Source organism: Fulvivirga sedimenti, assembly GCF_020328055.1.
In genome coordinates this window covers 369,477-383,928 of sequence record NZ_JAIXNE010000006.1, presented here as the reverse complement: position 1 = coordinate 383,928, position 14,452 = coordinate 369,477, and the positions used below count along the sequence as shown (strand labels likewise).

At 43.8% G+C, this 14,452-nt stretch carries 11 protein-coding genes; 3 read left to right on the top strand and 8 right to left on the bottom strand.

What is annotated here, in order from left to right; genetic code table 11:
- Nucleotides 1–3: 3 nt before the first annotated feature.
- The 3 genes from LDX50_RS27700 to LDX50_RS27690 form a co-directional block, all read right to left on the bottom strand.
- Nucleotides 4–1,617, bottom strand: a complete 1,614-nt coding sequence (locus LDX50_RS27700; RefSeq protein ID WP_225699541.1) for a hypothetical protein — start codon at nucleotides 1,615–1,617, stop codon at nucleotides 4–6.
- Nucleotides 1,618–1,744: 127 nt separating this feature from the next.
- Nucleotides 1,745–2,527 carry a Stf0 family sulfotransferase gene (locus LDX50_RS27695; RefSeq protein WP_225699540.1) on the bottom strand — a complete coding sequence of 261 codons (783 nt, stop codon included), beginning with the start codon at nucleotides 2,525–2,527 and terminating at the stop codon, nucleotides 1,745–1,747.
- 88 nt (nucleotides 2,528–2,615) lie between these two features.
- Nucleotides 2,616–3,350: a hypothetical protein gene (locus LDX50_RS27690; protein WP_225699539.1), complete on the bottom strand. Its 735-nt coding sequence runs from the start codon at nucleotides 3,348–3,350 to the stop codon at nucleotides 2,616–2,618.
- A 241-nt stretch (nucleotides 3,351–3,591) separates the two neighbouring features.
- On the opposite strand from LDX50_RS27690, the gene ftsH reads away from it, so the two are divergent.
- The 3 genes from ftsH to LDX50_RS27675 all read left to right on the top strand — a co-directional run bounded on the left by ftsH (nucleotide 3,592) and on the right by LDX50_RS27675 (nucleotide 6,514).
- Nucleotides 3,592–5,526 carry an ATP-dependent zinc metalloprotease FtsH gene (gene ftsH / locus LDX50_RS27685; protein ID WP_225699538.1) on the top strand — a complete coding sequence of 645 codons (1,935 nt, stop codon included), beginning with the start codon at nucleotides 3,592–3,594 and terminating at the stop codon, nucleotides 5,524–5,526.
- The gene (locus tag LDX50_RS27680; protein WP_225699537.1) at nucleotides 5,523–5,984 is read left to right on the top strand and encodes a hypothetical protein; all 462 of its coding nucleotides are present in this window, start codon (nucleotides 5,523–5,525) and stop codon (nucleotides 5,982–5,984) included. The genes ftsH and LDX50_RS27680 overlap by 4 nt, the downstream gene beginning before the upstream one ends.
- Nucleotides 5,985–6,049: 65 nt before the next feature.
- On the top strand, nucleotides 6,050–6,514 hold the full coding sequence (locus tag LDX50_RS27675) for a MaoC family dehydratase (protein WP_225699536.1): 465 nt from the start codon (nucleotides 6,050–6,052) through the stop codon (nucleotides 6,512–6,514).
- On the opposite strand, the gene LDX50_RS27670 is transcribed toward LDX50_RS27675, so the two are convergent.
- From LDX50_RS27670 to LDX50_RS27650, 5 genes are all read right to left on the bottom strand, one after another.
- Nucleotides 6,511–7,083: a hypothetical protein gene (locus tag LDX50_RS27670; RefSeq protein WP_225699535.1), complete on the bottom strand. Its 573-nt coding sequence runs from the start codon at nucleotides 7,081–7,083 to the stop codon at nucleotides 6,511–6,513. The genes LDX50_RS27675 and LDX50_RS27670 overlap by 4 nt on opposite strands.
- Nucleotides 7,080–8,603 (bottom strand): 2,3-bisphosphoglycerate-independent phosphoglycerate mutase, encoded by a 1,524-nt coding sequence (gene gpmI / locus LDX50_RS27665; RefSeq protein ID WP_225699534.1) that lies wholly within the window; start codon nucleotides 8,601–8,603, stop codon nucleotides 7,080–7,082. The genes LDX50_RS27670 and gpmI overlap by 4 nt, the downstream gene beginning before the upstream one ends.
- 63 nt (nucleotides 8,604–8,666) lie before the next feature.
- Nucleotides 8,667–10,547: a DUF3857 domain-containing protein gene (locus LDX50_RS27660; protein ID WP_225699533.1), complete on the bottom strand. Its 1,881-nt coding sequence runs from the start codon at nucleotides 10,545–10,547 to the stop codon at nucleotides 8,667–8,669.
- Between the two features lie 5 nt (nucleotides 10,548–10,552).
- On the bottom strand, nucleotides 10,553–12,463 hold the full coding sequence (locus tag LDX50_RS27655) for a DUF3857 domain-containing protein (RefSeq protein ID WP_225699532.1): 1,911 nt from the start codon (nucleotides 12,461–12,463) through the stop codon (nucleotides 10,553–10,555).
- Entirely contained in the window at nucleotides 12,460–14,391 is a 1,932-nt protein-coding gene (locus LDX50_RS27650) for a DUF3857 domain-containing protein (RefSeq protein WP_225699531.1), read from the bottom strand. The genes LDX50_RS27655 and LDX50_RS27650 overlap by 4 nt, the downstream gene beginning before the upstream one ends.
- Nucleotides 14,392–14,452: the final 61 nt, after the last annotated feature.

Genomic DNA, 14,452 nt, shown 5'->3' with positions numbered 1-14,452 from the left:
TCATTATTTCTGTTTCCGTTCATAAACCTCTATCGTAGAAAATTCAGGGATTCTGGGAGCCATAAATGTCTTGACAAGATTGTATTCGGTCATCAAACATTCTCTAACCGCAGGCGGGTAAAAATCATTGAGATTCGGAATGATTTCAAAAAGCACAATGTCATATTCCTGATTTTGGATGGCTGAACAAAGTTTCAATTGTTCACGCTCGAATACAGAAACATTTCGGTGGAACCATAAAGGAAAATCCGCCCCGGAATCAGGGGTGATCCCGAGTTCATAATAAAGCTGGGGAAGTTCACTCATATTCAGCAATCTCAATGAAGCATTATCTCCATATTGTTCAACGATCCAACCGAATCCTTCTACCGTTTCTTTGGGCATGGTGACCTGTTTAAGGGATGCAAACCCGGAGGTTATCCAATCCGACCTGTCGGATTTAACCGTATCAGTTTTAAGAATGTAGGTATGTTTATTTACAACATCCCCTGTGTTCGCTGCAGATGGAAAGGTTCGCTGCAGAATTCTTTTCGAATATTTCCATGCGTCCTGTGACCAGACGAAACCCACCAGAATGATCATCATCGCGAGATAGTATTTTCTGGAAAGATTGACATAAAAATCCTGAATTATCTGAAGGACAAATACGATAAAGAAGGTGTGAAAGTAGAAATGTGCATTCAGCGGAACATAGGAAGTCACGCCTGCCAGTATGGACTGAGTAAGGGAGCCAATGGTTAAAATGAACAGTATTGCATATTCCCTTGACTTTTCCCTGGACATTGTTCGGCTCAGGAGACAGAACATCGCACCAATCATTGCGATGAAATACAGGCGGTAGATGAGGTTGACCTCGCTGAAGATCTCGTCGAAGTAATCCATGCCTGAAATTCTTGTAGAATGAGGATCCTGGCCATAATTATACCAGTAACCAAATTCGTATTCGGTAAGGGGCCAAATCAGCAACAGGCCGAATAGTACCACTGACGAGAGATAGACTAATCCCGTTTTAAAATCCCGGCTGAAATAAAAGTCAGTCGCGATCACCGCAATAGCCAGAAAAACTCCCAGAGCACCTATGTCCTGTTTGGTAAAGACGGAAAGGAACCCGAACATACCGGCAAGGCCCGCCCAAATGATCTTTTTAATACCGACAGATCGGAATGAAGCGACCAAGAAGGCAAGTGATATCCATTCATAAACATAGACAGTATGATTATACCACGGCCAGAAATGGATGAACACGTAAGTAAGGCAGAATATTACCGTGCCAATAGTTCTGGTCACCTGGCTAACCCCAATGTTTTTCCATAGCAGATTCAGAGCCAGAATAGACAGTAAATTGATCAAAACCTGGGCTTTGATAAGGGAAGACATGAACGGTCCGAAAATTTTAAAAAACAGCGCAGGAATAATCCAGAATCCATATCCCAGCGGCATTCCGAAGTCACGGAACGGGACTTGCCCTTCAGACATTCGAAAGGCACCTTCCCAGGCGAGGTAGAGGTTAATTTTATAGGGGAAGGTGATAAATAATGGAAGGCAACAGAAGATCAGGGAGAAAGCGACCTGAATGCCCAGAAGTTGACGATCCGTCAGAATTTTGTTAGCCAACATAAATGTTACGGTAATTATTAATTTGTAGCCCTTACCTCGTTGTAAGTCAGTCTCTTTATATCATTAAAGGTATAAAGGTATCCACCATTCTCCAATTTAAATTGACACAGTATTATCAGAAGAATATTTAATTCTCCGGGGCGGATTGTGACCCCGTGTAAATACTCCATCGGGTATTATTCAGTCTCGAACGAACTTCCTGGAAATTCGAGACATATGTTTCGATGGGGCCTTCGTGCTGCCGGTGAAGAACAGAATGCAGCCGGCATGGTTCGACGCCTAAAAATAGCTGGATCTTGTGCAATTCTTCCTGTGGCTCAGCAACGAGATCTTCATAATACACAGTAAGCATCTTCCTGCCTGAAAGATATTCATCATATTCCTTTTCCCAGGATTCGAGCTTAACCAGGTCATGAAGTAACTCCTCAACATTCAGCTCTACGGGGAGGCGTTCAGATTCTGATCCGGTCCATGCGCTGGTCGCCCTGGCAATCTGATAGCTAATGGCTGTCCTTAATTTATTTCTGCGTTTAAGATGGATAAACAATAATTCTGGATCAGAAAGCATAAGATCCAGAATTTCCTGACCCCCGGACAATTCCTCGTATTGATAAAAATATTTAAACCCTACCGCGTTAATAATTCGGGGAAAAGGACTTGTGAAATTTTTGTTGTAGAACTGCCGTGCGCTCAGGTTTTCTGCAGCCAGCCGGGAATCCAATTGCATTGAAAGCAACTCTCCATATGAATGCAGGTTCCAGTGATCATTCAGATAGGTATGTAAGAGCGTACTTCCCGTTCTGGGATGGCCGGTAATAGCAAACCTTCGGTATCGCGTATGTTGCGGAAAAATGGAATTTCGGAGCAACCGTTTAATATGAATTTTCGATGATATCAGAATCCTTCGCATGATTTGTCCGGTTGACATCCGACCTCCGCAAGATAAAATAAAAAAGGCACACAGATCGCTGTGTGCCTTTTCTATTATTGCCCCTCTGTCAATCCCTTCGGCTATATCGGCCAGAATTTTTCTTTACCGGAGAACTTCCCCTTCCGGAGTATGTTCTGACACTTTTATTATTTGCACGTCGTTCGCGCTCAATTTCATCATAGTCCCCACGTCTTCTGTCCGGATAATTCTGCACATATTTCACATCGCGGTTCTGGTAAGCCGACTTAGACCCGTGATGTGAGGATTTCTTCTTATATCCGTTTCCATGGCCGTTATTTCCGTTATGAATCACCGTTGTGTTGTATACAACCTTATTATAGGAAGGATACTGATAATAATGACCCCAAACATAGTTCACAGGACGTGGACGGTAGATTATATGATTATGTCCATGGTGATAGTGGCTGTTACAAGCAATGTTAAATGAGTTATAATAATATTCATGATAACCGCATGAAGCGCCACATATATGGCCTGCCAATGGATAATAATCAAATGATCGAACATAATGTACATACCCGAACTGACCGATATTCACTTCAAGGAAGGTATTACCTCTTTGCAGAATGACATTATAGGCCAGACGTCCATGGTGCAATGTTTGAGTCGCATGTACCCAGTCATACTGGTAGTAGTCATTGTACACCACATGTGCGACAGGCGTAGGAATATTCCATGTCCGCGCTGCTCCGTATGAAGCAATGAAACTAATGTGTTGTGCCCATGCAGCTGCTGCAGTTGCCAGCACAAAAAAAGCGGTGATGTAAATTGACTTTTTCATGATCTTAAAAACTGGTTATGCATATGGAAATACAAGTTGCGTGCCATTTCTGCTCAAGCCTGGGTCCTCTTGAAGTAAAATTCCATTCATGTCATTGATTATCTGTGTTTTATATTTTATTGAGTCCTCTAAAAAATATTCTGAAACTCATCGAAAAAGCATAAAAATGGCTGATTAGCATCATAGGATTCAGGCTGGAAAATATTTATTCTTGATATAGCAAGGAATAAAATCAATGTCCATGCCCGTGAAAAAACACGACCTCAAAAATCCCAAAAAACCAGCCGGAATTTCGGTTTGGCTGTATCTGCTGATGGCTGCCTTTCTGGGTTTTATCTGGTTCACCGGGACCTCCTCGGTCAAGGAAATAACGTGGAATGAATTCAGGGATGAAATGTTAATGGCCGGTGATGTCGCCAGGGTTGATATAGTAAATAATCTGCGGGCGGAGGTTTACATCAAAAAAGACAGCCTGCAAAAACCGCAATATCACGATCTTCCCAGTGGATGGTTTGGAAGTGATTCACAGGCCGGGCCACATTATTTTTTCAACATAGGGTCTGTAGAGGTTTTTCATGAAAACCTGAAAGAGGCACAGGCAGAAATGACTCCCGATGAACGGATCAGTGTCACATATTCGGAACGTCAGAATTGGTGGACTGGTATACTGGCCTGGACCTTCCCACTCATTTTGATTTTTGCCTTCTGGTACTGGATGTGGCGGGGTTCCTCGCGGGCGAGAGGCATGGGTGATTCCTTTAATTTTGGAAAGTCAAAAGCTCGTGTAATCGAGAAAGGGCAGAGCAGTAAGGTTACATTTGCAGATGTTGCCGGACTGGAAGAGGCAAAGGAAGAAATTTATGAACTTGTAAAATTTTTAAAGGATCCGGGGAAGTATACACGCCTTGGAGCAAAAATTCCAAAAGGAATTTTACTGATTGGCCCTCCGGGTACTGGCAAAACATTATTGGCAAAGGCAGTAGCAGGTGAAGCAGGTGTTCCATTTCTATCCTTGTCCGGCTCCGAGTTCATTGAGATGTTTGTGGGCGTGGGGGCTGCGCGTATGCGGGACCTTTTTGAAAAGGCAAAAAGCAAAGCCCCCAGTATCATTTTTATTGATGAGATTGATACCATCGGCCGGGCTCGGGGTAGAGCCAGCGCATTTCAGGCAAATGATGAACGCGAAAGTACGTTGAACCAGCTATTGGCCGAACTGGATGGATTTGATACAGATGCGGGGGTCATCGTATTGGCAGCAACCAACCGTGGAGATATTCTTGATCCGGCATTGCTTCGCCCTGGCAGGTTTGATCGGCATATCCACCTGGAACTGCCAACTCTGGCAGAACGCAAAGCTATTTTTGATGTGCATATTATACCAATTAAAACCAGTAAGGATGTAATTACAAATACACTTGCCTCCCAGACACCGGGATTTTCAGGGGCTGACATTGCCAATATTTGCAATGAAGCAGCATTAATTGCCGCACGTCGCGAGAAGGAGGCGGTTGAGAAACAGGATTTCATGGATGCCATTGACCGTGTGGTTGGTGGACTCGAAAAGCGTAGTAAAATCATCAGTGCCGCGGAAAAGCAGCGGATTGCATTTCACGAATCCGGCCATGTTCTTGTGAGTTGGTTCCTGCCGAACGCCCATCCTGTTCAAAAGGTATCGATAATCCCCCGGGGCAGGTCGCTCGGTGCGGCCTGGTACCTGCCGGAAGAACACCAGGTAATTACACGATCTGAATTTTATGATCAGATTTGTACCGCTCTTGGCGGAAGGGCCGCCGAGGAGGTTGTTTACGGGGATGTATCTACAAATGCACTGGATGATCTGGAGAAGGTGACTAAGCTGGCCTATAACATGGTTCTGAACTATGGATTGGGCGGCTCTATACGCAACCTCAGCTTTTATGACTCAACCGGACGTTCAGAGAATTCCCTTCAGAAGCCGTACAGTGAAAAAACAGCCGAAAGAATTGACGAGGAAGTACAGTCTATGGTGGATGAGGCATACGGTGATTGTCTGCGCATTTTACAGGATAACCGGGAAAGCCTGGACCGCCTTGCTTCAGAATTAATTAAAAAAGAAGTAATTTATAGGGAAGAATTAATCAGGATTATTGGAAAAAAGAGTCCGGGAGAAAAAGTTAAAGAAAAGGGCGCACTATGAACAAAATTGAATTTAAGCGGGAAGCCTTGCAGCAAGCCCGGATATCGCATCAAAAAGTTCTTGAGGATCTGAAATATGGTATTGAGGAGTTACAAAAGAGTGAAATGGGGCTTCATGAAGATCAACTCGATATGGACCAGCAATCACTTGATGATGTAAGCAATGAAACCATAATCCGCTTGGGTGAGCAACTGAATTTTGCCCGGGATGAGATGGAATTGCTAAACCGTATGGTGGTTCAGGAACCCTTGCATTCCGAGGTTACCCTGGGTTCAATCGTTGAAACAGATCAACGCACATTTTACGTTTCAGCCAGCATTGAAAAATATACCGTAAATGATCGGGAGATTTTCGGTCTCAGTACCCATACGCCTGTTTATTCGGCAATGAAAGGAATGTCGAAAGGAGATACTTTTTCATTCAGAGATACAACCTATAAAATCCTTGATGTCTATTGATTCAGTAAGCTGGTTGTTTGCGTTTTGTTCGCTTTCAGACTAAATTCATGGCTTTACATTGAAATATGGATAAAGTTATTATTGGTTCCTATGAGGAGTTCAGTGCATTTGATGGTAAACTCATCGGTATTTCTCCCTGGCTAACGATTACACAGGACCAAATCAATCAATTCGCAGACGCTACACTTGATCACCAATGGATTCACATTGATCCCGAAAAAGCTAAAAGCGGCCCATTCGGAAAGACGATCGCTCACGGATATCTCACACTTTCGGTAGCTCCCTATCTGTGGCAGCAAATTGCTGAAATAAGGAACCTGAAAATGATGATTAACTATGGGATTGAAAAACTGCGTTTCAATCAGCCGGTAGTGGTTGGAAGTGAGGTTAGGCTAAAGGCCGAGTTGGAGTCAATTGCCGACCTGCGCGGAGTAACAAAAGCCCAATTAAAAATCACGCTGGAAATTAAGGATAATCCAAAGCCGGCGTACGTCGCCTCTCTTGTTTTCCTTTATCATTTCGAGAGCTAACGATAACGGACTTTGGCGGTCAGATCGAATTCGACCGTGTCACGTAATTTCATACGCTGACCACCCTGGATGAAATACGAAGATAAAACGGAGGTGCCATCAATCTGATCGAAGGACATTTGTATTAAGCGTTCACTATTATACAGCGGATTTACATCTTTGATGAGGGCCTCCAGCATACGAATCTGATTCCGGTTCCCGGCGTAACGAATTGTAAGATTCCGAACTGGAAGATTTTTCTCCCTCTGCGCGGTATATGAAATCCATTCCCCGTCCTTATCCGATCCTTCTTCAACGGAATATTGCTCACGCAAACGGGGCTTGTTAATGTCTGCCCGTCTGAAAATCGCCAGTTCACGTGTCCACTGCAAACTATCCGGGATTACAACTGACTCCCCTGCATCTTCCCTGATTTCACCAGTTTTTACAACTTCAGGTCTCATTTCCACAAGGTAATTTACCTGGGCATTCACGAGACTGTCCACATTGTAAAATACAGTGGGTACATCCGGGTTTAAATTTTCACATCCCGCTAAAACGATGAGCAATAACAGTGTGAACAGCCTCATGCAAGCAGAACGTTACCTGTCATATCCGAAGGAATTTCAATGCCCATCAGTGTTAGAATTGTTGGGGCAAGGTCTCCTAGCTTGCCATCTTTCAGCGGCCCGTGTTTGTCCCTGTCAACGAGGATGCAGGGAACAAGATTGGTGGTATGGGCAGTATTTGGTGTTCCATCCGGATTGATCATAATATCTGAATTACCATGATCAGCGATTACGATGGTTGCATAACCATGCTCCAGTGCAGTTTCTATCACATCACGCGCGCAGGCATCAACCGTTTCACAGGCCTTCACGGCAGCCTCAAAAACCCCTGTATGGCCAACCATATCCGGGTTGGCAAAATTCAGACAAATGAAATCGGGCTCTTCGCTTTCCAGCTCAGGAATTATCTTATCCCGGATATCTTTGGCGCTCATTTCTGGCTGAAGATCGTAGGTAGCCACCTTTGGTGACGGGCACAAAAGTCTCTTCTCCCCTTCAAACGGTTCCTCCCTTCCCCCGCTGAAGAAAAATGTCACATGGGGGTATTTTTCGGTTTCTGCAATTCGGATCTGCTTGCGCAGATTATTTTCAAGAATCTCTCCGAGCGTATTACTCAGGTTATCCTTTTCAAAAATGACATGAACTCCTTTAAATGTATCATCATAACGGGCCATGGTCACATAGTAAAGATCCAGCTTTTTCATATCCTGCTCCGGAAAATCCTGCTGGGTGAGGGCCATGGTTATCTGTCGTCCGCGATCGGTTCGGAAGTTAAAGCAGATTACCACATCACCATCCTGAATGGTGGCAATAGGTTTTTCGTTTTCATCGACCTGAACGATAGGCTTAATAAATTCATCGGTGATCCCTTCCTCATATGATTCACGTACGGCATCCAGGATATTCCGGGTATGCTTACCAACGCCTTTCACCATCAGATCATAAGCGAGTTTAACCCGTTCCCAGCGCTTATCCCTGTCCATCGCATAGTATCGGCCAATCACTGAAGCAATGCTGCCTGTGGTCTGTTTCATGTGATGCTGCAGATCTGTTAGAAATGCTTCTCCCGACTTTGGATCCGTATCACGGCCATCGGTAAACGCATGGACAAAAACATTGTCAAGACCCTCCTCCGCAGCCACTGAACAAAGTCCCTTTAAATGCTCAATATGTGAATGAACGCCACCGTCCGAAACCAGTCCGATTAAATGCAGACGTTTTCCAGGCTTTGCCGCCTCTTTTAAGGCATCCATAAGCACTTTATTCTGCTTTACTGTTCCTTCCTTGAATGCAAGATTTATTTTTACCAGATCCTGGTAAACAACACGTCCCGCGCCAATATTCATATGTCCTACTTCTGAATTACCCATCTGTCCTTCCGGAAGTCCGACCGCCAACCCTGATGCTTCAAGACGGCTGTGTGGATATTTTGTATATAAGGAATCTACAAATGGGGTATTTGCCGAAGCGATGGCCGAAACCTTGGGGTCTGTTCCCAGTCCCCAGCCATCAAGGATCATTAATAATACTTTCTTACTCATCACTGTCTATTATAACACAAACAACGTGAATTTGGTGCTGGTTTTCAAGGATCAAAGAAAGTATCATTCTGCCTGTCGGCGCAATACTATCATCTCACTTTGTTTGGCAATCACTTGTTGAATCATATCCCTGAAGTCTGCATAGTACTCGGGCAATACGATCAGTGCCGGAATTTCGAGGGTTGCATTTATCTGGATAACGTTACCCATGACTGCGGCATCAAAACGATAATGACCAAGCCGGTTTGGCAATTCAATGGTACGTTTATCCGGCAACTCATCAACCACATAACCATCAGGAATATTAATAATTCCAATCATCTGTCGATAAAATGGGTAAGAAAGTTCCACAGGGTATGATCTTTTTTCTTCCCTGAATGGCATTTCATTGTAGAACTTAAAAAGCTGGGCAGGGATATACACGACTTCTTCCAATTCATTACCTCCGCTTATGTAGCGGGCAGCAATCTTAACCGGCAGTCGATAATTCTCCGGAAACTCCGGCCGCAGTGAATCCGGTTCATACTCGGGTAAGTTAAAATAGTCCAGTTTTAATGACCCATGGTTGAACCATTGCTGCCTCAGCCTGGCGGCATCATGGGCAGTCGCGCTAATACGGGCATCCACGACCCGGCCAGCTGGGTCGAACTGGTAGTTCACCGTAAGTTTTGAAAGGTTTGGAGCAATGGTAATCCAGCGAGGGTTGTCTTGTTCAAAAATAAGCCCTTTGAAATTCTGATCCTTCGGTGGAAGTGTTGCGAAGTCATAAAACGGCTCAGTCGCGTCAACCAAAATGCCGTCATTAACTTTCACATTTAAAATAAGGTGATTGAACTGATTCAATGCAGGGGTTGACTCCTCCGGGAACCCGTGGGAACGGGTAGAAACCAGTACGATATCTGAAGGAATACTATATTTATGAAGAATAGCCCGCATAAGGAGATTCACCTCCCCACTATGACCCCGCCTATCGCGGACTACCTCCATGTTATTATCCCCCACAAAATAGTTGTGTTCGCCTGTCCAGGCTATGTTATTCTGCACATATCGGTAAATATTTTGGGTGGTTTGCAGTTCATTGTCCCCGGCCAGATCATTAATCCCCTCCATCGAATTGATATAACGATCATCCAGCCAGCCCCGATAGTAATCATGCAAATAATACTTGCGATAAATGTCTGACTTGGTATTGAATTCAACCGTCCGCGTGCTGCTGTAGGTATGCTGAATATTCATATACTCATAGCTGTCGAGGAAAAAGTTAACTGCCTCGGCGTATTTATTCACGTTATAAATGTACGGGTCAGGATTGATGGAAGGAAGGTCAACCAACGACCAGGTCCCCAGTTGTCTTTCGGCATATTTTTTCCGAAGACGATTCCCCTGCATGCTTACACGGTACACAATGCCGCCGGGAAGTCTCGCATCCAGCATACTGAACAGCACCGGCACCTGTTTCTGGAAATACCAGGTAGGTATATAATAGAAATCATCATACTGGTACGTGTATTCAAACTCAATGATCGTTCCTGGCACAAGCCTGGGAAAAACAAACCGGATTTCCGACAGGAATTCATCCAACTTTGTTTTAACGATCTGCGATTTATCAAGCGTAATTTTTTCGCCTTCCGGGGTGCGGATCTGCGCCCGTACATTGAACATTTTTGTAAGGTCCTTATTGTAAAACCTGACGGAAGACAAGGATAGCCGGTCGACCAGATCCTTACCCTCCTCCTTCAGAATTTTCAATCGGGTGTGAACCTCATAATTGATATGCCGGTCAAAATAAATCCTCCCAACTTCACCCAGGATAACAACACTCGCTTCGGGTTCATAGGAAACTTGCGTCAAATCAATTTCAAAGTCCTCGTATCTGCCCCATTTCATCGCCTGTTGTGCATTCGAAATGAAGGGAAAAAGGACGAGCAGAAGAAAAAAACGCATATGAATTATGTTCCGTTAAGGAGAACAACTTTTTTCTTGTCGTTTCGGGAAACCTCATTGAAGAATTCAAACAGATCCTGATACTTTTCGGCGGGATGTTCTCCACTGTATAGCGTAAAAGTACGAACATAAATTAACTGGCCTTGTATAAAGGCATAGTGAGATTTATATTTTCCAAATTCACTTTCAATCACCATCGGTTCCGGCAGATATTCCGGCCTTAGATGGGAAGGAAAATCAAATACCACTGTATCGGACTCTACAAATCCCCGCCGGATTTTTACAGGCTCTGTCCGTGTATCGGTTTTGGGCAATGGGTTTTCCCATTGATTCATCAAATTCGGCTCAAAGAACATTCGCTTTCCGCCAACTGAGGAAAACTTTGGAAGAAACAACTTCATTTCAACATCCGCGAAAGGCACAAGACCCTCATGATTGGTCATCCGAAAGGATTCCAGTTCATAATGCGGAATCCGGGAGGTTCGGTAAATCCATTTCTTCTGATCCTCCTCACCGAGATGAAGCACTTCGGAAAGACCACCATATTCATATTGAAGCCCGCTGAATCTTGTTTTCACCTGGGCTACTGCGTTACCGTCATCCCGTATTTCAATGTTCGCATGTCTGGACTGCACATTTTCAGATGGCCCGTATTTGGGAGTGCGCACAATTTCGGCCCCATTTTCTGTAATCATCAGTACATCCCGGTTATCGGTATGACTGCCCAGGAATCCATTGGGGTTGGTCTGACTTGTACATTCCAGCCAGACAGTATCTGCACCCATAGGCACGGCCAGAATGGCATGATTGAAGCGAGGTGCAGGAAAGTCACTATAGAGCGCAGCTGGACGGTCACCTGCAGAGACCAGAATATAATTGGACGGAACGCCCACTGCCTCAAGCATGGATTTTGTATAGAAAGAAAGCGCCTTGCAATCACCATAGCCCACATCGTCCACAAGGCCTGATTCGAAAGGCTGATACCCGCCAATTCCAAGCTGAATAGACACATAACGGGTTTTATTTTGCATATAATCGTATATGGTCATCACCTTGTCATAGTCAGACATCCCCTTTGTCATATCCTGCAGCTTTCTTTTCGTTTCTTCTGACAGGGTATTTCGATCTTCGTTCAGCAACAATATCCACTTTGCAAATGAATCCCATGATGACATATCGCCCTCATATCCTTCAAACCTGAATTTAGTAGGAGAAATTAAGACATGCGGTGATTTATCCGTTATGGAATATCCAAAAGGTTCGGTCTCTGTTGCCGCAAGGTTTCGAACTTCCCACCGTGTCACCTTCTTACCATTTTCACTTCTGGATTCAACGGGATCATTCGGGAAATTCACCGGCTTAAACCTGGGGTAAAGATCATCATTGGCAATTAACGCATAGGAGGCCTGCATTACAGAGATATTCTCATCCTGTACCGGAATGAACGGACGAATTGAAAACAGGAAATTATACGTCACTTCGATCTCACTGTAAACAGTATATGGAAATTGTTTCTGAGACATATCGGCCCATTTCACCCTGTTATCTTCATACAGTGAGAATCCCGAGATAAAACTCTGATCATTGATATCACTTTTTTTAAGCTTTGATATCTCATTACCATTTTTGTCGTAAATCTGTGCGCTAATGGAATTAATCCTGGTAAGATCATCGTACATCTCGTAAACCACTGCAAGGGATTGTCCTTTTTCAGAGAAAATCGTGACTGCCTGTCTCACACGATAGACTGCCTTATCAATATCAATGATCTCATATTCCTCCTCACTCATCCGAATGACCGCATGAGCATTTTTTTTCATCTCATCCGGAATCTCTGAAACGGGGAATCTATTATCACCACCGGCAAGGGAGGTGATTGACGCTGAAATCAGCAGTATTAAAGCCAATAATCTCATAATTCCTTTTTCAATACGACCTGTTCCGATTGTTTTGCCACGACCTGTGCATAAAACTGTCTTAATATCGGATATTCATCCGGTAAAAACTCAGTTTTGTTGATCATAAACTGCGAAGTAATAGTCATTATCCTTCCGGTTGATGATATGCTGTATATGAATTTGCCCGCATTTTCAGGTAAAGCCATGGCTACCGGCTGAGGCACATCATCCAGCACATATCCTTCAGGGATTGTGATCGAAAAGCTGGTTAATTCCTTGACGGGAGCTGCATAATTTACCGGGTATTCGCGTTTTTCCGATTTATACGGGTTTTCTTTCATACCCCCGAATATCATCGGGTTTACATAAATAACATCTCCCATGGACTGTGCATAACCCGGAACCTCAATTTCAATCTCCTCATTCACATAATCTTCCTTTTTTTCCAGCCCTTCAAGTTCATGACTATTGATGGTCCAGTTTGCCAAAGATTGTGAAAAGTTCTTAACATAGTCATCCTTGCTTTCCATGTTCTTCCTTCGGAAACCGATTGCCTCATATCCTTTCCTGGACATCTGCATATGACCTTTCAGGTTCCCATCAGAATCCAGTTCCAGCTGCGAGGAAATATATTTCAGGTTCTGAAATGATGGATTTAGTTCAACCCAACGCGGCTCGTTTTCTGAAATTACCAATCCGTTACCGTTCAAGCACTTTTCTCCAATGGCGTTAAAGGGAAGTAGTTTATCACTGGCATCCAGCAACCATGTAGATTCACCTGCTGTAACAAGGGATATCATATGATTAAAATTATACTGGGAAGGATAGAACGGATGAACCTTTCCGTGTGCACGGGTGCTGATCAACACGGGCTCCACTTTGAACCCCGCCTCCTTCATCATCATCATCAGGATAAAGTTGATGTCTTCGGCATAGCCTTTTCGCTCGTCAAATATCTTCTTATAATTATCTTCATAGAATTCGGTATCGACAATAAAATTCTCCTGCACCCAAAAATAAATTGCTTTGGCTTTTTCTTCGTCTGTCGATAATCCTGCAGTGATTTCAGCAACCTGGTCCTCAACGAACTTTCCCTTGTTCATTTCTTTTTCGAACATATCGGTAGTAGCCAGGTGCCTGCTTAAATGGGCATAACTCTTTGGCATGAAATACCTGATTGGTTCACCAGGTACCCTGATCATATCCAGTTCAAATGAGATCTTTGACATGTAATCGTCCGGTGAAGCCACGCCGGCTTCTTCACGAAATGCCGGAATATCGGTCGCCACATAACGCTGTGCAAATATGCGGATGGGAATTCCCTGGAAAGTAGTATTGCGGGATTCTGTCTCTGCCTCGTCGAGCGAAATATAACCGGTCATAATCTTTTTGTACTCAAACGGCTCGGGAAGTTCAACGCGGTATTCACTGTACATTACCGGAATATCATGCTGAAAATACCAGGGCATGATCTTTCTGAAAGAACCGTAGTTGACTTCAAAGGTGTATTCTATGATAGACCCTTCCTTCACATTAGGAAATGAAAACGACCTGTTTTCCATGTACTTGCTGGCCTTCTCATCAAACATATCCTTTTTATCAACTTCGCTCTCGACGATCTTACCGTTTTCAAGATTGTAGGTTGACGCCTTCAGCCGTGTGACCATATCACTGGAATAATGAGGTATCTTGATATCGGCCCTGTCGAATTCACTTTTATTTAGAATCTTTATTTTCACATGACGTGAAAATGAAACTTCAAAATTGTGATCAAAATTGGTCATCCCGTAATCGTACAGTATAACAGCGCCCGCGCTGCTATCGAGGGGATATACCTCCATCTTTAGGTTTTCAATATCAATTTCGCCAAATTTGACAGGCTTTTTTTGCGCCCAGGAAAGGGTGGCAATTGCACCCATAATGAGTGCTAAAAAAAAACGTAGCATAAAGTTTTGTTGGTTGAAAAGTGTGTGTAATGATTTATTATTTTTTTAATAAATAAAGACT